22 protein-coding genes are annotated in these 25,121 nt (G+C 41.7%); 10 read left to right on the plus strand and 12 right to left on the minus strand.

All coding sequences use genetic code 11. From position 1 onward, the window contains the following. Window positions 1-61 precede the first annotated feature (61 nt). The 8 genes from hisIE to hisG are packed head-to-tail and all read right to left on the minus strand — an operon-like array spanning window position 62 to window position 7,129. Window positions 62-676 carry a bifunctional phosphoribosyl-AMP cyclohydrolase/phosphoribosyl-ATP diphosphatase HisIE gene (gene hisIE, locus IRQ78_RS00070; protein WP_054552013.1) on the minus strand — a complete coding sequence of 205 codons (615 nt, stop codon included), beginning with the start codon at window positions 674-676 and terminating at the stop codon, window positions 62-64. Beyond that, window positions 667-1,446: an imidazole glycerol phosphate synthase subunit HisF gene (gene hisF / locus IRQ78_RS00075; RefSeq protein WP_054563887.1), complete on the minus strand. Its 780-nt coding sequence runs from the start codon at window positions 1,444-1,446 to the stop codon at window positions 667-669. The genes hisIE and hisF overlap by 10 nt, the downstream gene beginning before the upstream one ends. Beyond that, window positions 1,428-2,162, minus strand: coding sequence for a 1-(5-phosphoribosyl)-5-[(5-phosphoribosylamino)methylideneamino] imidazole-4-carboxamide isomerase (locus IRQ78_RS00080; RefSeq protein ID WP_166340835.1), 735 nt, complete (start codon window positions 2,160-2,162; stop codon window positions 1,428-1,430). The genes hisF and IRQ78_RS00080 overlap by 19 nt, the downstream gene beginning before the upstream one ends. A 27-nt stretch (window positions 2,163-2,189) precedes the next feature. Further along, on the minus strand, window positions 2,190-2,780 hold the full coding sequence (hisH, locus tag IRQ78_RS00085) for an imidazole glycerol phosphate synthase subunit HisH (protein WP_063707478.1): 591 nt from the start codon (window positions 2,778-2,780) through the stop codon (window positions 2,190-2,192). After that, entirely contained in the window at window positions 2,777-3,838 is a 1,062-nt protein-coding gene (gene hisB, locus IRQ78_RS00090) for a bifunctional histidinol-phosphatase/imidazoleglycerol-phosphate dehydratase HisB (RefSeq protein WP_138616622.1), read from the minus strand. The genes hisH and hisB overlap by 4 nt, the downstream gene beginning before the upstream one ends. Next, a complete protein-coding gene (hisC, locus tag IRQ78_RS00095) occupies window positions 3,835-4,932 on the minus strand; it encodes a histidinol-phosphate transaminase (RefSeq protein WP_187490069.1) in 1,098 nt (365 codons plus the stop codon). Before hisC ends, hisB begins: the two co-directional genes overlap by 4 nt. Further along, window positions 4,922-6,223 (minus strand): histidinol dehydrogenase, encoded by a 1,302-nt coding sequence (hisD, locus tag IRQ78_RS00100; RefSeq protein ID WP_194441028.1) that lies wholly within the window; start codon window positions 6,221-6,223, stop codon window positions 4,922-4,924. The genes hisC and hisD overlap by 11 nt, the downstream gene beginning before the upstream one ends. A gap of 6 nt (window positions 6,224-6,229) precedes the next feature. Beyond that, complete coding sequence (gene hisG / locus IRQ78_RS00105) at window positions 6,230-7,129, minus strand: ATP phosphoribosyltransferase (protein ID WP_138616628.1); 900 nt, start codon at window positions 7,127-7,129, stop codon at window positions 6,230-6,232. A gap of 344 nt (window positions 7,130-7,473) precedes the next feature. Between hisG and IRQ78_RS00110 the strand changes: the two genes are divergently transcribed. Next, complete coding sequence (locus IRQ78_RS00110; protein WP_054552021.1) at window positions 7,474-7,707, plus strand: hypothetical protein; 234 nt, start codon at window positions 7,474-7,476, stop codon at window positions 7,705-7,707. 90 nt (window positions 7,708-7,797) lie between these two features. Further along, window positions 7,798-8,763 carry a sensor domain-containing diguanylate cyclase gene (locus tag IRQ78_RS00115; RefSeq protein ID WP_194441029.1) on the plus strand — a complete coding sequence of 322 codons (966 nt, stop codon included), beginning with the start codon at window positions 7,798-7,800 and terminating at the stop codon, window positions 8,761-8,763. A 27-nt stretch (window positions 8,764-8,790) separates the two neighbouring features. On the opposite strand, the gene IRQ78_RS00120 is transcribed toward IRQ78_RS00115, so the two are convergent. Further along, window positions 8,791-10,074: a cation:proton antiporter gene (locus IRQ78_RS00120; protein ID WP_054552023.1), complete on the minus strand. Its 1,284-nt coding sequence runs from the start codon at window positions 10,072-10,074 to the stop codon at window positions 8,791-8,793. Window positions 10,075-10,299: 225 nt separating this feature from the next. Further along, window positions 10,300-11,379 (minus strand): mechanosensitive ion channel family protein, encoded by a 1,080-nt coding sequence (locus IRQ78_RS00125; protein WP_194441030.1) that lies wholly within the window; start codon window positions 11,377-11,379, stop codon window positions 10,300-10,302. 386 nt (window positions 11,380-11,765) lie between these two features. Here IRQ78_RS00125 and IRQ78_RS00130 point away from each other — a divergent pair, with 386 nt between their 5' ends. The 5 genes from IRQ78_RS00130 to IRQ78_RS00150 all read left to right on the plus strand — a co-directional run bounded on the left by IRQ78_RS00130 (window position 11,766) and on the right by IRQ78_RS00150 (window position 19,017). Beyond that, on the plus strand, window positions 11,766-13,961 hold the full coding sequence (locus IRQ78_RS00130; RefSeq protein ID WP_194441031.1) for a M4 family metallopeptidase: 2,196 nt from the start codon (window positions 11,766-11,768) through the stop codon (window positions 13,959-13,961). Window positions 13,962-14,030: 69 nt separating this feature from the next. Continuing rightward, a complete protein-coding gene (locus IRQ78_RS00135; RefSeq protein ID WP_194441032.1) occupies window positions 14,031-15,893 on the plus strand; it encodes a M28 family metallopeptidase in 1,863 nt (620 codons plus the stop codon). A gap of 104 nt (window positions 15,894-15,997) precedes the next feature. Next, window positions 15,998-17,914 carry an ATP-dependent DNA helicase gene (locus IRQ78_RS00140; protein ID WP_054552025.1) on the plus strand — a complete coding sequence of 639 codons (1,917 nt, stop codon included), beginning with the start codon at window positions 15,998-16,000 and terminating at the stop codon, window positions 17,912-17,914. Window positions 17,915-17,924: 10 nt separating this feature from the next. Continuing rightward, the gene (tsaB, locus tag IRQ78_RS00145; RefSeq protein WP_194441033.1) at window positions 17,925-18,617 is read left to right on the plus strand and encodes a tRNA (adenosine(37)-N6)-threonylcarbamoyltransferase complex dimerization subunit type 1 TsaB; all 693 of its coding nucleotides are present in this window, start codon (window positions 17,925-17,927) and stop codon (window positions 18,615-18,617) included. Window positions 18,618-18,693: 76 nt separating this feature from the next. Continuing rightward, complete coding sequence (locus tag IRQ78_RS00150) at window positions 18,694-19,017, plus strand: hypothetical protein (RefSeq protein ID WP_054552027.1); 324 nt, start codon at window positions 18,694-18,696, stop codon at window positions 19,015-19,017. Between the two features lie 102 nt (window positions 19,018-19,119). Here the strand turns inward: IRQ78_RS00150 and IRQ78_RS00155 are convergent, their stop codons facing one another. Further along, window positions 19,120-20,409 (minus strand): alkaline phosphatase, encoded by a 1,290-nt coding sequence (locus IRQ78_RS00155; RefSeq protein ID WP_194441034.1) that lies wholly within the window; start codon window positions 20,407-20,409, stop codon window positions 19,120-19,122. Window positions 20,410-20,519: 110 nt separating this feature from the next. Between IRQ78_RS00155 and IRQ78_RS00160 the strand changes: the two genes are divergently transcribed. The 3 genes from IRQ78_RS00160 (at window position 20,520) to rnd (ending at window position 24,329) form a co-directional block, all read left to right on the plus strand. After that, complete coding sequence (locus IRQ78_RS00160) at window positions 20,520-21,371, plus strand: alpha/beta fold hydrolase (RefSeq protein WP_194441035.1); 852 nt, start codon at window positions 20,520-20,522, stop codon at window positions 21,369-21,371. A 117-nt stretch (window positions 21,372-21,488) separates the two neighbouring features. Then, window positions 21,489-23,150, plus strand: coding sequence for a long-chain-fatty-acid--CoA ligase FadD (fadD, locus tag IRQ78_RS00165; RefSeq protein ID WP_138616640.1), 1,662 nt, complete (start codon window positions 21,489-21,491; stop codon window positions 23,148-23,150). A 48-nt stretch (window positions 23,151-23,198) separates the two neighbouring features. Further along, entirely contained in the window at window positions 23,199-24,329 is a 1,131-nt protein-coding gene (rnd, locus tag IRQ78_RS00170) for a ribonuclease D (protein WP_187491026.1), read from the plus strand. A gap of 29 nt (window positions 24,330-24,358) precedes the next feature. Here the strand turns inward: rnd and IRQ78_RS00175 are convergent, their stop codons facing one another. Then, entirely contained in the window at window positions 24,359-24,805 is a 447-nt protein-coding gene (locus IRQ78_RS00175) for a hypothetical protein (RefSeq protein ID WP_054552032.1), read from the minus strand. Window positions 24,806-25,121: the final 316 nt, after the last annotated feature.

Consider the following 25,121-nt stretch of genomic DNA (forward strand, 5'->3'; position numbering starts at 1 on the left):
AGTGGATTTAAGAAACACTAAAAAAGATGCACCTAAAAAGGTGCATCTAACTGAACTTAATTTACTTATGGCGACCTTGTAAACAGCTCACCACATCAGCCAGCGATAAGCCTTGGCGCTGTAATAACACGGTTAAGTGATACAATAAGTCTGCCGATTCATTGGTTAATTCATCGTTATCATGTTTCATGGCTGCAAGGGCAACTTCAACACCTTCTTCACCCACTTTTTGGCAACTACGGCTTAAGTCTTTTGCAAACAAAGACGCTGTGTAGCTTTTACTTGGATCATCGTCTTTACGCGAGACAATCACTTGTTCAAGCTCAGCTAAAAACGATAAGCTAGGTTTAGCATCATCGCCGAAGCAGCTTTGTGTACCAAGGTGGCATGTTGGCCCAAGTGGGTTTGCCAGTACTAATAGTGAGTCGTAATCGCAGTCGGTGTGTACAGAGACGACTTCAAGGTAGTTTTCTGATGTTTCGCCTTTGGTCCATAAGCGCTCTTTAGAACGCGAGTAAAAGGTTACTTTTTGCTTGTCGAAAGTGGCAGCTAATGCATCTTGATTCATAAAGCCCTGCATTAAAATGACACCAGAGCGTGCGTCTTGCACGATAGCTGGGATCAATTCGCTTTTGGCAAAGTCGACTTGAGAAAGAGTGTCTTTGGTTAATTGCATAGTCTTGCCGCTACATTATTATCAGTTAAAAATTGTTTTAGTTCGCCAATATCAATGACGTTCTTGTGAAATACGCTGGCAGCGAGTGCGCCATCAACTTGGCTTTGCTGAAACACATCAACAAAGTCTTGCATCGTACCTGCGCCGCCCGATGCAATTAGTGGAATATCGCACAGTGCACGCATTTTTGATAGCTGAACATTGTCGTAGCCTTTACGCACGCCGTCTTGGTTCATGCAGTTGAGTACAATTTCACCAGCGCCTAGGTCTTGCACGCGCTTAACCCATTCTTCGGTTTTATAGCGAGTACGGCTTGATGCATTAGGATCGCCAGTCAGCTGGTACACTAAATATTCGCCAGTGGTTTCATCATAAAAGCTATCAATACCCACAACCACGCATTGTTTACCAAACTCATCGTGTAATTCTTTGATAAGCTCTGGGCGAGCAATTGCAGGGCTATTAATACTGATTTTATCTGCACCACGTTCTAAAACACGTGCTGCATCAGCAACAGATTTAATGCCGCCTGCCACACAAAATGGAATATCAATGTGGCGTGCAATATTCTCAACCCAATTGACATCAAGTAGGCGTTTTTCGACGCTGGCACTGATTTCATAAAACACCAGTTCATCCGCACCGGCATCGCTGTAAGCTTTAGCAAGCGTTAAGATATCACCAACTACTTCATGGCCTTTAAATTTAACACCTTTAACGACTTGGCCGTCTTTTACATCTAAACAAGGGATTATGCGTTTTGATAACATGCTAACGCCTCCTCAACATTAAAGGCACTATCGAGCAATGATTTACCTAAGATAACTCCGCCAACGCCCAGTTTTTTCAGCTTTGCAATATCATCAAGTGAGCTTACACCACCTGAAGCTTGAACTTTAATCTCGCTGTTGTGGTTGGTTAAATCTTCATAAAGTGCAAACGAAGGACCGGTCATGGTGCCGTCTTTACTGATGTCAGTACACAGAAAATCAACTACACCCAGTGCCACGTAAAAATCAACAAGTTCGAACAAACCAAACTCAGATTCACTTAACCAACCGTGTGTTGCGGGTGCCCAGCCGTTGTCAGTTTTATTTACATCTAGTGCGATAACAAAGTGAGAGCTGCCAAATTTTTCAATCCACGCCTTTACTTGTTCGCGCTTTTCAACGGCCATTGAGCCAATCACGACTTGATTAGCACCGGCTTCAAGCCAGTCAGCAACATCTTGCTCTGAGCGAATACCACCGCCCACTTGATAAGGCACATTAAGCGCTTTGGTTGCAGCTTGAATATGCTGCCACTGTTTTTTATTTGGATCGCGCGCGCCTTCTAAATCAACTAGGTGCAGTTTGCCTGCGCCGCTGTTTGCGTACTCTTGTAAGCGTGCGCCAAGTTCGTAAGGGTAAAATTGTGCTGTATCATACTTACCTTGGTATAAGCGCACAATTTGGTTTTGTAATACATCGAGTGCTGGAATAATCACGTTTATTTCTCTTATTTTTTGCTGCGCTTACAGCTGCCAATCTAAAAAGTTTTGTAAAAGTCGCGTGCCTACTTTGGCGCTTCGCTCAGGGTGGAACTGCATGCCTGCGTAGTTATCTTTGGCAACAATCGCAGAAAAAGCTTGCCCGTATTCACCGCTAACTAGGGTGGCATCGTTTACTGTGTGCGCAAAGCTATGCACAAAGTACACTTGATCTTGCGCAGATAACCCTTTGGTAAGGGCATGCTCTTTTAACACACTTAAGTCATTCCACCCCATGTGTGGTGAGGTTAATGTGCCCACTTCTAAGTGCTTAACAACACCCGGAATTTTGCCAAGGCAATCAACATTACCTTCTTCTGTGCTGTCGCAAAGTAATTGCATGCCTAAACAAATGCCCATTAGCGGGCGCTGATATTCATCAATTGCTTGCTGCCAACCACCGTCTTTTAAGCGTTTCATGGCAACAGAAGCATGACCTACGCCTGGTAAAATCGCACGTTCAAAGCCTTTCAGTTGTTCAGGGGAGGTGATCACCTCTGGCGTCTTCCCTAAGCGCTCAAAGGCAAAACGAACTGAGTTAATGTTGGCACAACCGGTATTAATTATGGCAATCATAAACACCCCTTAGAGCTGGCAGTTTGTTGTGTGGCATCTTTTGCAATCGCAGCGCGAAGTGCTCTTGCAAACGCTTTAAATAAGCCTTCAACTTGGTGATGACAGTTACCATCGCTAACCGACAGAATTAGGCTCATGGCGGCATTATCACTTAAGCTTTTAAAGAAGTGTTCAACCATTTGCACGTCTAAGTCGCCCACTTTTTCACGGCTAAAATCGGCATTTAATACAAACGAGGCGCGACCCGATAAGTCAATTTGCGCTTCTGCTTTACATTCATCCATAGGGAGTGCAAAGCCATAGCGACCAATTTGCGTTTTTGTACCTAGCGCTTGTTTAAGGGCAAGGCCAAGTGCAATGCCGATATCTTCAACTAGGTGGTGCTCATCAATGTGTAAGTCGCCAGTGGCTTGAATATTAAGTCCGATGTTGGCGTGTGTACGAATTTGGTCAAGCATGTGATCGAAAAAGCCAAGGCCAGTGCTAATTTCGCCATTTTTTGTTTGGTCTAAATTAACTTGTACATCGATTTGCGTTTCTTTGGTGTTGCGAGTGACACGGCCTTCACGGTTCGCGGTTGTCAACTTAGTGACAATGGCATCCCAGCTGCCGTCATACAAAATGCCTTCACAGCATAAGTTATTAGCAAGTCCGATATCTGTTTGGCGGTCGCCAATCACAAATGAGCGTGCTAAATCGACTTTACCTGAGCGCATCAGCTCAGTAAGTAAACCAGTTTTTGGTTTACGGCAGTCACAATTTTGTTCATCAAAGTGAGGGCAGATCAGAACTTCATCAAATTTAATCCCTTGGCTGTTTAAGATATCCATCATCTTGTCTTGGGCAATATCAAAATCAGCGGTCGGGAAGCTATCAGTGCCTAAACCATCTTGGTTTGAAACCATCACAAGGCGGTAACCTGCCGCTTGAAGTTGTAATAGAGCAGGGATCACATTCGGCAAGAACACTAATTTTTCTAGGCTATCAACCTGTTTGTCGGTGATAGGCTCTTCGATAATCGTGCCATCGCGGTCAATAAATAAATACGGGTTGCTCATGATAATTCCTGTTCTACTGTATTGCTGGTCAGTGATAAGCCATCTAACCAAATTTTTACTTGTTCTAGTTCTTGCTCGTTACCGATAGAAATTCGTAACCAATCATTTTCGCCATATAAAGTGAAGGCACGCATCACGAGTCCTTGCTCAAGTGCGATATTAAATGATTGTTTGTCTTTTAGTTTTAAGGTGACGAAGTTACCTTCACCGCTCAGTACTTTGATAACAGCAGGTGATTGCTCAAGCCAATTTTTTAGTTTGGTTTTTAAGCTATTTAAAATCGTTACCTGACGGCGCATTGAAGCGATATTGTCGCTACTTAATGCATCTGCGGCAATGCTCGCAACCACCGTTGATACAGGGTAAGGCGCAATCACTTTACGAATAGGCGCAAGTAGCTCGCTGTTGGCTAGCGTAAAGCCTGTTCTTAAACCCGCAAGTGCAAATGCTTTTGATAAGGTTCTTAGTACCACAAGGTTACTAAACTCGTTGATCAGGCTTGCCGCTGTTTGTTCTGGGCAAAATTCTATATAAGCTTCATCCACCACTACAATCGCTTTACCCGCAAGTTGCTGGGTGATTTTTCTGATTTTGTCTAGGCTTGTCATGCTGCCGGTAGGGTTATTTGGATTACAAATAAACACCAACTTTGAATCAGCAACTGCAGTGACAATCTCATCAACCGTGCCTTTTAATAACAGCTCTTGAGTTAAACCGTTAATCGCAATGTTGTGGGTATCAGCAGTGACTTTGTACATGCCGTAAGTTGGCAAAAAGAGTGCAATGCTATCTTTAGTAGGGCTACAAAAAGTACGTACTAATAGTTCAATACCTTCGTCAGCGCCACGAGTCATCAGTACTTGCTCTGGCTCTAAATTAGCATAGCAAGCGTAACGAGTGATCACTTGCTGAGGCTGCGGATCTGGGTAGCGATTTAAATCAGTTAAATTGATATTTGGCGTACGTGAATATGGGCTTTCATTGGCATTTAACCACGTTGTGCCTGTTAGTTTTTCACTTTTCGCTGAACTATAGGCTGTAAGCGCTGCAATGTTATCTGGCAACAGCGTTGTTATTTTTGAATTATCGCTCATTGTTCATAGCCTCAAGACGAATTGAAACAGCATTAGCGTGAGCATCAAGCCCCTCTGCTGCAGCCAAAGGTAAAATTGCTTTAGATAATTCACGTAAGCCATTTTTACTGATGGTTTGCACTGTGTAAGTTCTAAAGAAGTCCAGTAAGTTTAAGCTCGAATAAGTCGCACTGTAACCATACGTTGGTAGTACGTGGTTAGTACCCGATGCATAGTCACCGGCAGACTCCGGAGTGTAATCACCCACAAATACTGAGCCGGCATTTTTCACTAAGCTTAAATAAGGCTGCGCATCAGCAAGCTGTAGAATAAGGTGCTCAGGACCATATTGAGCAGACACCGCAAAGGCTTGCTCAACCGAGTCGACTAATATCAAGCTTGAGTTAGCAAGGGCTTGCTCGGCAGTGCCTTTACGACTTAACTTTGCTAGCTGCTCTGTTAATGCTTGCTGTGTTTTTTCAATAATGCGTGCGCTGTTACACAGTAAAATAACTTGCGAATCAGCGCCGTGCTCTGCTTGCGATAATAAATCTGCCGCAATAAACCCTGGGTTTGCACGCTCATCAGCAATCACTAACACTTCAGAAGGACCAGCTGGCATATCAATCGCCATACCCGGAATAGTTTGCGCAACAAGTTGTTTTGCCATGGTGACAAAGCTATTTCCCGGGCCAAAAATCTTGTTCACTTTAGGCACTGATTCTGTACCGTAAGCCATCGCTGCAATCGCACCCGCGCCGCCACTTTCTACAATGGTTTTAATACCACATAGTTTTGCCGCATATAAAATGGCAGGGTTGATAGTTTCATCGGCTTTCACAGGTGTAGTAAGCACAACGGTTTGTGCACCACTCAACTGTGCAAGCACCCCTTGCATAATTACTGACGATGGCAGTGGCGCACTACCACCTGGCACGTAAATACCTACCGCTTCAATGGCTTGATATTTAAGTTCACACAATACGCCAGGTTGCGTTGTTAACTTAATATCTTTAGGTAATTGTGCTTGGTGAAAGCGTTTTACATTGGCGTAGGCCGTTTCGATAGCGGCTTTTAACTCGTTTGATAATAACTGCTCAGCTTGGTTTATTTCTTCAACTGGCACTAATAAGCGCGGTGTTTCGCGCTTATCAAACTCTTTTGCCATCTTTAATAACGCTGCGTCACCTTGTGCTTTAACTGCATTTAAGATGTCGATGCAAATTGCTTCAACCTCTTTACTTGCAGTAACAGCAGGGCGGGTAAGTACCGCCTGCTGTGCTTGTTGATTTTCCTCATTCCAGCGAAACATGGATAATTACTCCATCATTTTTTCAATTGGCATAACAAGAATTGAGTTAGCGCCTAGTGCTTTTAACTGTTCCATTGTTTCCCAGAAAAGGGTTTCGCTGCTAACCATATGTAGCGCAACATAATCGTCGCTACCAGCAAGCGATAGTAAAGTTGGTTGACCTGTGCCAGGTAGTAAGTCGCATACTTCATCAAGCTTTGCTTTTGGTGCGTGTAGCATGATGTATTTACTTTCTTTTGCTTGGCGTACACCACGTAAACGCGGCATTAGCGTATTGATTAAATCAAGTTTGCTTTGATCAGTTAGATTCTTGTTTTGAATTAAACATGCGTTTGATTCTAAGATGGTATCGCCTTGCATTAAGCCGTTTGCTTCTAACGTTGCACCTGTAGATACTAAGTCACAAATTGCATCAGCTAAACCAGCACGGGGCGCAACTTCAACAGAGCCCGTTAACATAACTGTGCTTGCGTTAATACCTTCGCGTTTTAGGTATTGGCTTAAGATTTCTGGGTAGGTAGTGGCAATGCGTTTACCTTCGAACCAGCTTTTATTTTGTGGACCAAGTTCTTGCGGCCATGCAAGTGCAAGGCGACAGTAACCAAAATCAAGCTTAGAAAGTTTGTTTACTTCGAATTCCACACCTTGGCGTTCGCGTTCGGCTTGTACTTCAACAAGTACGTTTTCACCTACGATACCCAGATCACACACACCGTCCATTACTAGGCCCGGAATATCGTCATCGCGTACACGAAGTACATCAATTGGCATATTGGTAGAGTGTGCGATTAAACGTTGTTCACGAAGATTTAATTTCACACCAAGTTGCTTTAGCAACTCTTGGCAGTCTTTTGATAAGCGGCCGCCTTTTTGGATGGCGATTCGTAAACGGTTGGTATTGCTCATTATTCATTTTCCTTTAATTCAAAAACTAAAAACCCCGAGGGAACCTCAGGGCGAAAATAAATAATTGGGTTGATTGCTCGCCAGAGGTTCCTTTTAGGAATAACCTCTCAGCGAAAAACCTGACAGGCTATTCCGGTGAATGATGGTGATGATGGATAGTTGTCAGATTGAAGCGCATAATTTTTCCTGTATTGCACTCGTTTGTATAAACCAGTGCGTAAATCTGTTTAAATAAGTTACGTATATAGATAAACATGCTTTGCTAATATTTGGCAAGCATTTTTTTGCGAAATTAAAGTATATGCTATAACCGCCGATAATAAATGGATAGATAGGAGGTACAAATGGATATCATGATCCCCTTTTTAGGTCGAATTACACGGCTACAGTTAGAAAGTAAAGGCGCATTTCACATTGCGGGCGTAAAAGATGCGAACGTGCAGCGAATTGAACTTGAAAAACGCCAAAAACGAGAAATAGAGCGACGAAAAAAAGCTGCTAAAAAAGATGATAAAAGCGGTAAAAATGCCATAGAAGAAGATGAAGAGGGTAATAAACACCTAGATACATGGGCATAGCAGAAATTTAAGAAATTGTTTGTATGCAATAGACCATTTTTTTCTGCTAGGGTTAAGAAATACATGTGATTTTGATCAAAAGGCAATCTAATGGAACGACCAGCAGTGCCGTTAAATGAGCAAGCAAGGCTTGAAGAGCTTCGCTCTTTGGATGTATTAGACTCTCAGAGCGACCCCGCCTTTGACCGAATCACTCGCCTTGCCCAACAGTTTTTCTCTGTGCCAATTTGTGTCATTAGCTTAATTGACGAGCATAGACAGTGGTTTAAGTCATGTGTGGGGTTAGATGTGACAGAGACTGCAAGAGACATTTCTTTTTGCGCCCATGCAATTTTATATAAAGACCCCCTAGTGGTTGAAAATGCCTTAAACGATAAACGTTTTGAAGATAACCCGCTGGTAATGGGTGACCCAAATATTCGTTTTTATGCAGGTTGCCCAATCACACTTAAATCAGGAAATAGAATTGGCACTTTGTGCCTTATTGATCACCAACCTCGCAGTTTTAACAATAAAGATACTAAAGTTTTAAAAGACTTTGCAGCAATTGTCGAGCGTGAGTTTGCGGTTATGCAATTAGCAACCACAGATGAGCTTACCTTATTACCCAATCGTCGGGGTTTTATTAGCACAGCTGAACATTACCTTGATTTATGCATTCGCCAGCATTTAAAAGCAAAATTGGTATTTATAGATTTAGATAACTTTAAAGCAATTAACGACCAGTTCGGTCATGCTGCAGGCGATCGGTTGCTAAAAGATTTTGCAAGGTTGCTGGAAAGCTGCTGTCGCAAAGCGGATTTATATGCGCGGTTGAGCGGTGATGAGTTTGTAATTTTGTTTACAGATTTAAATACCAGTGATTGCGAGGCTATTATGCAGCGTTTATTTTTGTCATTCAGTCACTTACCTAATAGTTTTAATAATCAAGTTGAACTTAGCTTTTCCTATGGCATTGCCGATTTTTCAGATCAGCAGCCTTGCTCGCTGACTAAATTACTTGCTGTTGCAGACGCACGAATGTATTCCGATAAAGCACAAAAAAAGGCTCGATAATCGAGCCTTTAAAGTAAAAATCAGTGCTTAATTTTTCGCTTCTGCTGATTGAATACTGCTTTGGATCAACGGCGATATTGTCAAACCTTGTACGATAATCGAAAAGATCACCACCACATAAGTGACAATAACAATCAAGTCATGTAAATCAGAGCCTGCGATCATTACTTGATCGCGTGGGATGGCAGCTGCCATTGCAAGCGCTAAACCACCCCGTAAGCCACCCCAAGTGAGTATTTTCACTGAGTGCTTATCGTACTGGCGGTACTTTTTAAAAAATACAAATGGCGTGCCTACACTTAAAAAACGAGCCAGCAACACCACAGGCACCATGAGTAAACCTAAGCCAATTTCTTCAAGAGTAATAGGCATAGTGACAATTAGCATTCCGATGATCAAAAACAGCAAGGCATTTAAAAAGCTATCTGTGGCATGCCAAAAGTCTTTCACGTAGCGAGTATCTTCAGGCCCGGTACGCTCTGTTGCTTTTGAACGAGTAATATTGCCAAGTAAGATACCACTGGTGACCATAGCAAGGGCACCTGAGATTTCCCAAATATTTGCTGCTGCAAAGCCGGCTGTTGGAATGGTCAGGGTTAGTAGCAAACGAATGTTCACATCGCGGCTATTAATAATTAAAAAATGCCCGACTAACGCAATCACCAGACCAAACACGATACCGCCAATTGCATCAACTAAAAACAATTCTGCAACGTCAGTAAAGGTAGCTTCGGTGCCATAAAAGGCCACTGAAAATATCGTTGTGAAAATCACTAAACCAATACCATCATTAAACAAAGACTCACCTTCAACTTGCACAGAAATACCTTCTGGGGCTCGCATTTGTTTAATAATGGCTAACACTGCAATCGGGTCGGTTGGGCTGATTAAAGCACCAAACAATAAACAGTAAATAAACGGCACGGGCCAGCCAACAAAAGCAAACAAATAATAGCTCAAGTAACCAACAATGACCGTTGAGGTTATTGTTGAAAATAACACTAATGCGGTAATTTCCCACCGTTGCTTTCGAAGGGCTGCTAAGTTGATTTCTAGCGCACCCGCGAACAGCAAAAAGCCGAGCATCCCTTTTAATAGCAACTGATTAAAGTTGATACTGGAGACAACTTGAGTCATTTCGAGGGCGGTGGTATCACCAAGCATTTTAACGGCAAGTATAAGAAGTAGAGAAATAACAACAGAACCTGTTGTTATAGCAATTGTAGTTTGCATTTTGAGGATGAATTGGTTAGCAAAAGCAATAAAAATAGCTAATGCTGAAAGAAAACAAATGAGGTACCAAGCATTCATTGTTTGACCTTAAATATTTTTATAACAAGACGCAGAAAGCAGTCACTTTCTGGCCGCATATAGTACGCCTCTAAAATAGGTATGTCACAGTGTTTATGCGATTTTTATGACATTTTAGAGTAAAAATTCAAGGTGCTGATTGCATATGTATAATCGCTGTTAATAATGTCTCAAAAGAGACAAAAAAAACCTGATGAATGTGCAATTATGATAACTTCAGTTAGGTCAATCAGCCTGTTTAAAGTGAGCCGATTCTTGGCTGGTATTTATAGCTCTGATTGGGTAAGGGATCACAATTCCTTCTTTTGCGTAACGTTGATGTAATGCTTTGATAAACGCAGATTTTACCCAAAAGCGGTTAAAGTACTCTTTTGCTCTTAACATCACCGTAAAATTGATGCTTGATTGGTCAAAAGTATGAAAGACCACAAAGGTCTCGTAATCATCGATGCCCCATTTATGGCTTTTTAAGATCTGTCTTGCTACATCCAAAGTTACTTGCTCAACTTTTTCAAGGTCGGAGCCATAATGAACACCCACCTCAACGGGGACGCTGAGCTCTTTTTCGGGATAAAAGTAGTTAATGATGCGTGATTTAGACAGCTGACTATTGGGGATGACTATCATGTTGTTCGGCAACATTTTCACCCAGGTTGAGCGCCAACCAATTTTCTCAACAAACCCTTGGTCGCCACTTTCAAGCTCTATAAAGTCGCCGACCCGAATTGGTTTATCAATCACCAACTGCACGCCAGAAAAAAAGTTTTCGAGTGTCGGTTGCAAAGCCAAAGCGACGGCAAGAGAGGTAATGCCTAATGAGGCAATAACTGGGGTGATTGATATGCCTAACGTGCCTAATAACACCAATAAGCCAACACACACAATTGCACAGCGGATCAAGCCTTTAATGATGCTATGACTATTCGAAACCACCACCGAGCGGGCACTGTAATAATCAACGGTACCAAATAAGAAATGATCTAAAAATAACACTAAGGCAAAAATACAAATGGATTTAGCGGTGGCCGCAATAGGTAAGGGGTGCTCAGCCATAAAGCCGGTGGTGTTCAATAACTGACCAAAAATGATCACAAGCACCATCATTGTGCACAAGGTCAATGGTGTAGAGAGTGAGTCAACCAATAAAGAGTCGAACACAAAGTCAGTGCGTTGAGTCCATTTTTTTAAACAATAGATAATTACAAACCTCAATAAGAACAAAGCGATAGCGGCTAGTGCAGTGCCTCCAATGACAACCAGCCAAGGCTCATTTAGCCATTCATTTTGTATCAACTCAGTATTCATGCTTAGTCCTTAAATTCTAGGTACTTGGTATTGCTGCAAATTATGTACCCAGGCTTTTTGTGGATATTTAAGCCTTCAGCTTTGAACCACAAATAATGAAATGAGCAAAATAAAAACAAATAAAAGGTACAAATGTTTAATAAATGTTATTATTTTGTATCAATAATTTTACACTTTCATTTTATTTGTTAACAATTAATAAACTTTAATTTTCTTATCCTACTGTTAATTATAAGGTTTTAGTTTAGAGCTAATACTTTATTTGTAAATTTTTTGTTTCATTTTCAATTTCGTTCCAATCAATCTAGGCTGGTCACTAATCGGGAACAGTGCAGTCCGGTTACTAGGAAAATATTAAATACATAACAATCTAACGGAGCGTAAACGTGAATTTATCTAAAATCACACTAGCAACTCTTGCTGCTTTTGCTTTGACTCAAGCAACAAGTGCAGTAGCTGCGAACAAGAAATACCTAAACGAACAAACAGGGATTAACCAAGCTTTGCAAACCAATGCATCATCTGTATTGAGTGCAAATCCAAATCAGTTAGTTGGTTTAGGTGCAGGGAATGATTTAGTTGTATTAAAAGAAATCAAAACCAGTAACGGCAACACCACGCGCCGTTATCAGCAGATGTATCAAGGTCTACCTGTCATCGGCGATACGGTTAGCCTTACATTTGATGGTAATGGCCAATTAAAACGCGCACATGGTGCAGCAGTGTATGACATTGCCGCCGACATCGATTCAGTGTCTCCGGCACTTAACAAGAAAAAAGCAATGGCGAAGGGCCTTGCTAACTCACCCGCAGCAATTAAATCAGTTGGGTTAAAAAAGCATAATGAACAATCACGCTTAGCTATTTGGCTAGATGAAGACAGCGTTGCACACCTAGTGTATGAAGTATCTTATGTGACGTATGGTGATAACCCATCTCGTCCGTATCAAATTATTGATGCAAACAGCGGTGAAGTTTTATTTAGCTTCGATAATTTACAACATGCCAGTGCAACGGGCCCAGGCGGTAACTTAAAAACCGGTAAATACATTTACGGTACTGATTTTGATAGCCTAGATGTTACTCAGTCAGGCAGTACTTGTACGATGAATAACGCTAACGTAAGAACCATTAATTTAAATGGTGGTACAAGTGGTTCGTCAGCGTATTCGTTTACATGCCCAGAAAATACCTTTAAAGAAATAAACGGGGCATACTCGCCATTAAATGATGCACATTATTTTGGTAACGTTATTTTCAATATGTATAGCGACTGGTTAGGTACCGCGCCTTTAACCTTCCAGCTAAAAATGCGTGTTCACTATGGTAATAATTACGAAAATGCATTTTGGGATGGCAGTGCCATGACATTTGGTGATGGTCAAAATACGTTTTATCCACTGGTTAGCCTTGATGTATCGGCCCATGAAGTGAGCCATGGTTTTACCGAACAAAATTCAGGGCTTATTTATTCTGGTAAATCAGGTGGTTTGAACGAAGCTTTCTCTGATATGGCAGGTGAAGCAGCTGAGTTTTACATGAAAGGCTCAAATGACTGGTTAGTGGGTCAGGAAATCTTTAAAGGTAACGGTGCATTACGTTACATGAATAACCCCACCCAAGATGGCAGCTCGATTGACCATCAAAACAATTATTACTCTGGTATGGATGTGCACTACAGCTCAGGTGTATTCAACAAGGCATTTTATAACCTTGCAACAACACCAGGTTGGGATACGCAAAAGGCGTTCGTAGTGATGGCACGAGCTAACCAACTTTACTGGACAGCCAGCACAAACTGGGATTTAGCAGGTAACGGCGTGATGGATGCAGCGTGTGATTTAAATTACGAACCAGCAGATGTTCAAGCTGCGCTTGCGGCGGTTGGTGTGACTTCGAGCTTGAGTGCGGGTAGTAGCTGTGGAACAACTGAGCCACCTCCGGGCGGTGATGAAGAACTAACCAATGGTGTGCCACGTACAGGGATCAGTGGTGCTGCTAAAGATCAAATGTTCTTTACTCTTGAAGTGCCAGCAGGTGCAACGAATTTACAATTCAATACAACTGGTGGAAGTGGTGATGCAGACCTTTACGTTATGTACGGCGCAAAACCAACACTGAGCAACTTTGATTGTAAAAGTACTTCATCTACTAGCACAGAAAGCTGCGCTATCAGTAATGTGCAAGCGGGTACTTACTACGTAATGGTAGAAGCGTGGAATCAAATTTCAGGTGTATCACTTACTGGTAGCTTTGATTCGGGCAGCGGTGGTGGTGTAACGCCGATTAACCGCACTGAGTCTAACTTGAGTGTAGCAAGAAATGGCTGGACTCGTTTTACACAAGATCTAGATGCGGGTTATTCGTCACTGGATGTGACTATTTCTGGTGGCTCTGGTGATGCTGACTTGTATGTGAATTTTGGTTCGCAATCGACAACATCTAACTATGACTGCCGTCCATATAAAAACGGCAATAGCGAAACCTGTACATTTACAAACCCACAAGCGGGTACTTGGTATATCGACCTTCGCGGCTACAGCGCTGCAAGTGGTGTAACTCTCACCATTTCGGCTAACTAGCCACCCTTTTAGGGAGCTTCGGCTCCCTTTTTTATTTTCATTAAAATACACATCATAAAAGGATTGATTATGACAACCCGCCTAACACAGTGCTTAGTAGGCTTTGCAACACTGTCACTGAGCCAACTAAGTTATGCAGCGCAAGACGAAACAATTTGGGTCACTATTGATGCCCTTGCTGCAGAGCACTTTCAACAAGATACCGTGAGTAAACGTAAACCAAACAGCAACTTTGCGATGCAAAAATCGGTTTTGAATCAAGTTAATTTTATGCGCGTTAACAAGCAGGATATCGCTGGTTTAAGTGAGTTTATGCACGATAACTATCATCGCTGCGGTGGTTTTGTAGCCCATGACTCATTAGCAGATGCAGAGCTCTATACTCAGCAATTAAATGCGGTTTCACAGACTGCGATGAATGCGAGCCTAGTAAACTACAGTATTGATAATGCCGCGACAGTTAACGCGCTAATATCATCGATTGATAGTAGTGAACTGAACGATACGGTTAATAGCATGATGAACTTTCATAACCGATATTATGCCGTGCAAAGTGGTGTTGATGCAGCTGATTGGTTAAAGAGCCATTGGCAGCAAATAGCTAGTAGCCGCAGTGATATCAGTGTTGAGTATTTTAACCATAGTTTTTCGCAATCATCAGTTATTGTGACCATTCCTGGTGCAGAAAAAGCAGATGAAATTGTCGTTATTGGTGGCCATTTAGACTCAATCAATCAGTCTAATCCAAGTAATGGCCGAGCTCCTGGTGCAGATGATAATGCCTCGGGTATTGCAGTGCTCACACAAACCTTAAAAGCAATAGTGGAAAATAGCTACCAACCTCAGCGGACCATACAAATTATGGGGTTTGCTGCTGAAGAAGTAGGCCTAAGGGGCTCAAAAGATATTGCTCAAAGTTATAAAACACAGGGTAAGAATGTTGTAGGCATGGTACAGTTTGATATGACTGGCAATAACGGCAGTAGCACAGATATTGTGATGATGACAGATTACACAAACTCATCGCAAAATCAGTATTTATCGCAGTTGCTCGATGCTTACCAGCCCGCAGTGAGCTATGGCTTTGATCAATGTGGTTATGGCTGCTCAGATCATGCCTCTTGGTATCAACAAGGGTTTGCCGCCTCAATGCCATTTGAATCAACAATGAGTGACATTAACCCTTTGATCCACACATCAAATGATGCTCAATTTGATGCGGCTCACGCGAGTAAATTTGCAAAACTAGCAGTGAGCTATGTTGCTGAAATGGCAAAAAATGCCGGTGATGTAGTAACTGAGCCCACTAATCAGCTTGAAAATGGCGTAGCTAAAACAGGTTTGTCGGGCGCAGCAAAAGAGCAGCTATTCTTTACACTTGAAGTACCTGCAATGAGCAGTAACCTTGAGTTTGTAACTGAGGGGGGCTCCGGTGATGCCGATTTATACGTTAAATTTGGCAGTAAGCCGACCTTACAGGACTTTGATTGTAAAAGCACAACCTCTACAAGTAATGAAAGCTGTGTGATGTCGTCAGTTCAAACTGGCACGTATCATGTCATGGTTGAAGCGTGGAATGAGATTTCGAATGTGTCACTCACGGGAAGTTATAGCACCTCAAGTGGCGGCGAAAACGTTGACCGAACTGAGACAAACGTGAGTGTCGCTACCGGTAGTTGGCAGCGCTTTACTCAACAAATACCGGCAGGCCTTAGTAATTTAACGGTGACTATATCTGGCGGTAGTGGCGATGCAGATTTGTATGTTAACTATGGCTCAGCGTCAACAAGTTCAAATTATCTATGTCGGCCCTACAAAAATGGTAACGAAGAAAGTTGTCAATTTGATAACCCACAAAGTGGAACTTGGTACATAGATTTACAGGGTTACCGAGCTGCATCGGGCGTGACATTAACGATTCAAGGACAATGATTTAAACGCAATCATACTTTTAACCATGAGGAAGCCTTGCTTCCTCATTTAGTCTTGCCCTTGGCAAGTCAGTTACGTAAAATCTGCCCATCACTTTTAATCTATTGGCGAAGTTTATCAAACAACTTTTCAGTGCCACTGGCCCCCTTGCACTTTCTCTTGATGGATATACTCCTCGGCAGCCACAAATTGACATGGCTGTTGCAGTTGACGATGCCTTAAAAAAACGTCACCAATTAGTGGTTGAGGCGGGCACAGGCACGGGTAAAACCTATGCTTACTTAGCGCCTGCGTTAAAATCAAAAGGCAAAACCATTATCTCAACGGGTTCAAAAGCACTACAAGAGCAGTTGTTTCATCGTGATTTACCCAATTTAGTCAAAGCACTGAGCGCCACTAAAAAAGTCGCTCTTTTAAAAGGCCGCGCGAATTATTTGTGTACCTATCGCTTAAGCCAGCACGTTGCGCATGTGCCAACTGATGATCCAGATGTAATGCATCAACTTGCGATGGTGGCAAAGTTTGCAAGTGAAACCCGTTCGGGCGATTTAGCAGATTGTATAGGCATAGAAGAAGACGCCAAGGTACTGCCTTATGTTAGCTCAACGGCTGATAACTGTTTGGGTAAAGAGTGCCCCGATTTTCAAGATTGCTATATTCGTAAAGCCCGCTTAAATGCCATGGAAGCTGACGTGGTGGTGATCAACCATCATTTATTCTTTGCAGATATGGCTGTAAAAGACACAGGCTTTGCTGAATTAATGCCTACGGCAGACGCCTATATTTTTGATGAGGCTCATCAGCTCAGTGAAATTGCCAGTGACTATTTTGGTGAAAGTGTTAGTACCAAAAAGCTGGTGGATTTAATTAATGACTTACGAGCAATTTACCGTGCCGATATCCCTGATATGCTGCAATTAGGCAAAACCCTCAACAAGTTAGAAACTAGCGTGGCAGATTTACGCTTGCAGTTTGGGCTTGATGGTAGCCGTGGTGATTGGCGTGAAAAGCTGGCTGATAAAGAGATTTGTGCAGCACTGCACCGGGTCATTAGCGACCTCGACTTTTTATACCAAGTATTAAAGTTATGCTTAGACCGTAGCGAAAAAATAGAGCATCCGTTTGAGCGCACACTGGCCTTTAAAGGTCAGTTAGAGCGGGTATTTGATACCGCACAAACGGGCTATAGTTATTGGTACGAAACCACTCGCCGATACCTAACGGTAAACATTACACCGCTTAATGTATCGGCTAAATTCGCTCAGATGATGAAAGACACAGGAGCAGGTTTTGTATTTACATCGGCGACTTTATCGGTCGATAACGACTTAGCGCACTTTAACGCTAGCCTTGGCTTAAAGCCAACGCAAAGCATGATTGTTGAAAGTCCGTTTGATTATCAACAACAAGCACTACTTTGTTTGCCGCGCTACTTACCTGAGTCTCATGCGAATAATATGCCCCACGCAATTATCAAGCTGACCCTTGAGTTGATTAAATCAGCTAAAGGTCGCTGCTTTGTGCTGTTTACTAGCTATCGTATGATGCACTTAGTAGCTGAAGGTTTAACCACACAAATGGATTATCCGGTTTATATGCAAGGGCAAATGTCTAAACGCATTATCCTTGAGAAGTTTACCCGTCACGGTAATGCCGTTTTACTCGGCACAGCCTCATTTTGGGAAGGCGTAGATGTTAGAGGCAGCACATTAAGTTGTGTTATCATTGATAAATTGCCGTTTGCCGCACCTGATGACCCATTATTGCAAGCAAAAATGCAAGATTGCCAGTTACAAGGCAAAGACCCATTTGCGCATATTCAATTACCTCAAGCGGTCATTGCATTAAAGCAGGGGGTAGGGCGACTTATTCGCGATAGTAAAGATAAAGGTGTGCTGGTTATTTGCGATAACCGCCTAGTAACACGCCATTACGGCCAAGTATTTTTAAAAAGTTTGCCACCCATGCGCCGTACGCGCGACTTAGCAATGGCAAACGCGTTTTTAGAACAGATCAATTAGAGTAACTTAGATGATTAAACACAATATTCTTGCCTTAGATGCATCAACTGAAGCTTTATCGCTGGTGCTACATTATCAAGGGCAAACATTTCATCATTTTGAAGAGTGCCCACAGCAGCACAGCCAAAAGATTTTGCCTTTAATTGATGAGTTACTCGCAAAGGCGCAATGTAAACTAACCGATTTAGATGTAATTGGTTTTGGTCAAGGACCGGGTAGCTTTACTGGCGTGCGTATTAGTGTTGCGATTGCTCAAGGTTTAGCTTATGCCGCACGCTTACCTTTGGTTGGCGTATCAACACTGCAGATGATGGCACAACAAGCGTTTGAGCAAGACCAAGCCAGCGATGTGTTTTCTGCGATTGATGCACGTATGGGCGAGATTTATTACGCTCACTATAAAGCTGATGATAATGGTCTAATGCTGCTTGTTGATGAAGAGCAAGTCATTAAACCTGAGTTGCTAACGCTACCTGAAATGGCTGCAACAGCGGTGGGTACAGGTTGGCAGACCTATCCTGCACTTGTTACAGAACTTGCAAATGTAAGCTTAAATGAAAACATTTTACTGCCTGATGCGAAGTACATGCTGGCCTCGGTTGCCACTGCTTATGCTCACGGTGATACAGTCACTGCAGCCAATGCGCAGCCTAAATATGTTCGTGATACAGTGACTTGGAAAAAGCTACCAGGCCGAGAGTAACTGAAAGAATAACGGGACTTGCGTGCCCGTCAGTTATGGCACATAATTTAGTCATGTTTGATGTGGAATTACGAGTTTGACTTTACCTATTGGCTCAGGCTTTTATACCGGTGACATTCCCGGTCAATATAGCCGTAAAAATACCATTACTGATAAGCCTAAAGCGATATCAGACCAAACGGCTGAGCAAAAATCGTCAACAGAGTATGTTAAATCAAGTCCTCAAGCTGTTGCTATTGCCGATGAATTTAAAGCTGAGTCGCAAAGCTATCAGCAAACAATTTATGACAAACCAAGCAACCCAAAAACCAGTCGCGCGATTTCAACCTATACGGAATTTGCTAACTTAGAGCGCCGCGCCGAAGTGCAAAGCCTTATTGGCGTTGATGTATATGCATAGCTAATTGGTATGATTAATAAAAGCTAAAACTGAATTCACAAAAAAGCCTAAACAATATGTTTAGGCTTTTTTATGATTGAACAGTATTTCTAAGCAATAAAATTACTGCTTAATAAAACCTATCAGCTTGTCGGCAATCGCAGTATTGTTTTGCGAACCGTAGAAATCTTCTGCACGTTTACCATAGGCAAATACTTGTACATCAATAGCGGTGTGGCCACCAGTAGTCCACCCCGTGAAGCTGGCATGATTGATGATATCTTTTACAGCAAGTAGCAGTGCTTTATCGCCCATTTTCTTAGCTTCGTTTAGCTTGATGCTGTTTGCATCAGTAAATTCGATATCAGAATACTTTTGCCATACTGCTTTTAAGTCATCGTTTTCAAGTAGATCTTTTGTGATAGTGCCGGCAGTTGCTTTAACACCTTTAACAACGTCAGTTTCCCACTTATATTGACCATGCGCACCCAGTGTTAAGCCACCTGTTGAGTGATCGGCAGTGATAACAAGTAGGGTATCTGGGTTTTTATCTACATACGCTTTTGCTTGTTCAATCGATTTAGCAAAGTCGTCCATTTCGCCCATTGCACATGCAATGTCGTTTGCATGACCACACCAGTCAATTTGGCTACCTTCGATCATTACAAAGAAACCTTTGTCGTTTTGACCATCAAGTAAATCAAGCGCTTTAGTCGTCATTTGCGTAAGGCGTGTTGGATTTTCGTCAAGCGCAAACGGTAAACCTACTTCAGCGAATAAACCAAGTGCAGGAACCTGTTTTAAGTCATTCATTGCAGCAAAGTCATCGCTGTACTGATAGCCAGCTGCTTTGAATTCTTCCACTAGATTACGGTCTTCTCGAACGTAATATTTCGTGCCGCCACCTAACATTAAATCAACCGGTAATTTACCCGCGATTTTGTTATCGATATAGTCGTTAGCAATCTCGTCGTAGTTACGGCGTGATTCGTTATGTGAAGCAAAGCTTGCTGGTGTAGCGTGGTTGATTTGCGAAGTAGCTACGAGTGCTGTTGTCATACCGCGCTCTTTGGCAACTTCAAGCATAGTTTTTACAGGTTTTTTATCAGTATCAACGGCAATTGCGCCATTATAACTTTTATGACCACTGCTTAGCGCTGTTGCACCTGCAGCGCTATCTGTTACATAGGTATGATCATCAGGGTAGGTATGTGCCATACCACGCAAAATAGTATCGAAAACAGTTGGGTCAACAACTTTAGTATTTGGATCATCTTTAAAGTAACGATATGCAGTTGTGTACGCCGGGCCCATACCATCACCAATCATATAAATGATGTTTTTTGGTGCTGATTCAGCCATTACTGAGCCTGCTGAGCATAATAATGCTAAAAGACTTAATTTTAATTTCATTGATGTAACCTTATTATTGTGCCCTTATTTATACTGCGAAGATTATTGTATACTAGCCAGACGATAAATAAACGCCTTTAAGTTGAAACGCTTAATAAATAGGAGCAATTGTGCAACCTTTTTCTTTTCAAACTGGCACTCAGGCAATGCATGGCCTAACCTTTGGTCATGGCGAAGAGGTTGTGATTGCCTTACATGGTTGGCTTGATAACGCACATAGTTACATACCTATGTTACAAAATGCGCAGCTAAATCAGCGTTGGTATTGCCTTGATTTTCCTGGCCATGGTTTATCTGATTGGCGAAGTAGTGACGCCCATTATTACTTTATTGACTACATTGATGACGTCTATAAGTTTATTGAGTCGCTTGATGTAACGAAAGTGCATTTAGTTGGCCATTCTATGGGCGCCATGGTGGCTGGCGTTTTTGCGAGCTGCTTCCCTGAAAAGGTAGCATCGGTAAACTTTATTGAGGGAATTGGCTGCGTTACAACCAACAGCAATGAAGTGAGCGGCCAACTTCGTAAAGCAATATTAAATAGAGCGCGGGTAAACAGCAAAGGCCCTCGCGCATTTGACTCAAAAGCGCACATTATTAGTGCAAGGCTTGCAAGTGGTGACCTTGAATACCGACAAGCAGAGTTATTAATGACACGAAATAGCTACGAAAAAGCAGGCAAGTGGTACTTAACAACCGATCCAAAGCTTAAAAATCACTCAGGATTTCGCTTTGATGAAGCACAATGTATTGCAACCATTAAACAAATTAACGCGCCATGTCAGCTTATTTTAGGCGATGAGGGGTTTCCTTTCGTAAAGCAAAACTTAGAAGCATATGGTAAATATTACAAAGAGTTAAAAATTCATAAGATACCTGGTGGTCACCATTGCCATATGCAATTTCCTGCATTAACCTTAGAACACGTTCATGCATTTATTGGGCAGTATAAAGCAAGTTAATTGTATAATTGCACCAAATGTGGGATTATCTGCACCATTAGAGTATTTACTCCATTGAGAAACGGCCTTAGTTAGCTTAAGGTTATTAAAAAATATAATTATAAACAGGAGCTAAGAGTGGAAAAAATCTGGCTTAAACGCTACCCAGAAGGTATGCCTGAAACAATCGACCCTGAGCATTATCACTCGCTACTCGACTTGTTTGAAAAAAGTTTTGCTGACTTTAGTGACCTTCCAGCTTTTACCAACATGGGTAAAGAGTTGACCTATCGTGAGTTAGACAGTGCTACAAAACGTGTTGCGTCGTACATTCAAAATGATCTTGGTCTTAAAAAAGGCGATAAAGTAGCGGTTATGATGCCGAACTTACTACAAACGCCTGTGACTATCTTAGGTATTCTTCGTGCAGGCTGTGTAGTGGTGAATGTAAACCCACTTTATACCGTGCGTGAATTAGAGCATCAGTTAAATGACTCAGAGTCTTCAGCAATTTTTATTCTTGCAAACTTTGCCGATACTCTAGAGAAAGCATTACCAAAAACTAACGTCAAGCACATCGTGGTTACTCAAGTGGGTGACATGGTCGGCGGCCTTAAAAAGTACATCGTTAATTTTGTGGTGAAGCACGTTAAGAAAATGGTGCCTAGCTACTCATTGCCAAATGTGATCAAATTTGCAGATGCGCTTGCTGGTGATGAAGCTGGTTACAAAAAACCTGAAGTTGATTTAAACGACTTAGCATTTTTGCAATACACAGGCGGTACAACGGGTGTATCTAAAGGTGCAATGCTATCGCATGGCAACATGGTTGGTAACCTTGAGCAAGTATCAGGTTGTCTAGACAAAGTATTAGAGCGCGGAAAAGAAGTGGTTATCACAGCACTGCCGCTTTATCACATCTTTGCACTGACAGCGAACTGCCTAACATTTATGAAATACGGTGGTTTAAACGTACTTATCACAAACCCTCGTGATATGCCGGGCTTTGTTAAAGAGCTAGCACAGCACAAATTTACGGCGGTAACGGGTGTAAATACGCTATTTAACGGTTTACTAAATACCCCAGGTTTTGCTGAACTTGATTTCTCAAGCTTAAAAATGTCACTTGGTGGTGGTATGGCGGTACAGCGTCCAGTTGCTGAAAAATGGCAAGCTGTAACGAAGACAAAATTAATGGAAGGTTATGGCTTAACTGAATGTGCGCCACTTGTAACTGTTAGCCCTTACGACCTTGAAGGTTATAACGGTTCAATCGGTTTACCTGCTCCTAGCACTGATATTAAGCTTATGCTTGAAAATGGTGAAGAAGCAGCGAAAGGTGAGCCGGGCGAGCTTTGGGTTAAAGGCCCACAAGTTATGCAAGGTTATTATAACCGCCCAGATGCAACAGCTGAATGCTTAAAAGATGGCTGGTTTGCAACAGGTGACATTGCTACTTACGATGATGAAGGCTTCTTCTACATTGTTGATCGTAAGAAAGACATGATTATCGTATCTGGTTTCAACGTGTTCCCAAATGAGATCGAAGAAGTCGTCGCTATGCACGATGGCGTGCTTGAAGTAGCAGCTATCGGTATTCCTCACGAGGTCAGTGGCGAACAAGTTAAAGTTTTTGTTGTGAAAAAAGATCAATCTTTAACTGAAAAAGATATAATAAAGCACTGTCGTGATAATTTAACGAACTATAAGGTGCCTAAACTCGTTGAGTTTAGAGATGAACTACCAAAAACAAACGTTGGTAAGATTCTAAGAAGAGCCTTAAAGGACGAAGAAAAATAATTAAAGCCGGCATTAGCCGGCTTTTTTATGGTAAAGAAAGGGGTATAAGTGCAATATCAACTGATCGAAACGCAAAATCAATTAAATGATTTTGTAGAAAAAATTACAGGTAAACCGGTTCTGGCAATTGATACCGAGTTTATGCGTCGTCGTACGCTTTACCCTGAAGTTGCACTTATTCAAGTATACGATGGTGAGCACTTAGCGTTAATCGACCCTCTGGCTGAGCTGTCGCTTTTTGATTTTTGGCAAGTACTTAAAAACCCTGAGGTGTTAAAGGTACTACATTCACCGTCAGAAGATATTGAAGTGTTTCAAAAATACGCTGGCTTTGTACCAACACCACTGTTTGATACCCAGTTTGCACTACAAATACTAGGCCATGGTAACTGCATGGGCTTTGCGCACATGGTTAAAGAGTTACTTGATATCGAAATTGATAAAAGTGAATCGCGTACTAATTGGTTACAGCGCCCGCTCACTGAAAAGCAGCTAGATTATGCCGCTGCCGATACGTATCACTTATTGCCTTGTTTTGAAATTATTAAAAAACAAATTGATGAAGCTGGCTTTTTTGACATTGTTATCAGCGAAAGCGAGTTAGTCGCGCAAAAACGTGCTTACCAAACGCCCGCAGAGCAGCTCTACAAAGACATTAAAAATGCATGGCAATTACGACCGCACGACTTAGCGGTATTACGCGAGCTTGCTGCATGGCGCCGTGAAAAGGCTGAGCGCAAAAACCTCGCGCTTAACTTTGTGGTTAAAGAGCACAACATGGTTGAAATTGCTAAGCGCAAGCCTGCAAGTTTAAATGCGTTACGCAGAGTGCCAGGTGTTGAGCCAATGGAAGTTAACCGTTCGGGCGTTGAAATTTTAAAATGTATTGAACGTGGTAAAGCCGTTCCTGCAAGCGAACAACCTGCACAATTAAAACGATTAATTGATTTTCCGGCATATAAAAAAGCCGCGAAAGATATTAAACAAAAAATCACTAAAGCTGCAAAAGAGCGGGGCATTCCTGAAGATGTATTGGCCTCTAAAAAACAGATTAACCAGCTGATCAGCTGGAATTGGAAGCTCGATGCCGATGAACGTAAAGCAGCATCAAAGCCAGATCTATTCAACTCATGGCGCTATGAGTATGTGAAAGACGTACTTAAAGAGTGGCAAAACTAATAAAGCCCTTTATTGCTATTTACTTATCATTATAGGCCCTGAAACTTGCTGCGTTTATGAGTTACCTGTAACCAATGCAGCAAGTTATAATCATACCGTTTTAATCTTTGTAGTTGTCTAGACGTTAAACTATAAAAAGGGGCAAAAATAAAAAACTTTTCACCTATAATAATTACACAATTAAACCCAAACTTAGAATATTGTTTAATCAACTTCGTTTTAGTTGCTTCTATATGCGCATTGCCAAAAGGCGAGCTATAAAATACTCCGTGGCGACAGATTGTGAGTTCACTTTTACTACTAAGTATTAATAATGTTAGAACTAACGAAATTAACATGAATAGTATAAGAAGCGGCTCATATAAAAAGTGCTTCTGTGAAAGGGTTTTTAAAAGGTATACAAAAACAGCCTCAAGGGTAGCTAACATCAGCCATATGCTTTTTTCAGAAGTCTTTCTTAAATTCAATACTTTCATTCTCAGTCCTTGAGAGGCTTTTTTAATATAATACTTCGCAACTTAGATAAAACAATCTGCCGAAAAAATGAAAGTAAACGCTGTACTTAATATTTTATTATTAATTTTGTATTGTAATGCTTGTTTATCTTTTTGAATTGAAATGACTATTTAAAATAGAAAAACTGCTTGGGTGTCTATTTTTGGTTAGCAAAAATAGAACGTTATCTATCTAATTTTAATCAAAGTATACTGCTTATTTTTTATGTTATTTATCAAATTTTTCGTAATTATCTGAATTTTAGATATTCGCTTGGTAAACTTCTTTTGGCTAGAA

Source organism: Pseudoalteromonas simplex (assembly GCF_015278155.1).
Lineage (GTDB): Bacteria > Pseudomonadota > Gammaproteobacteria > Enterobacterales > Alteromonadaceae > Pseudoalteromonas > Pseudoalteromonas simplex.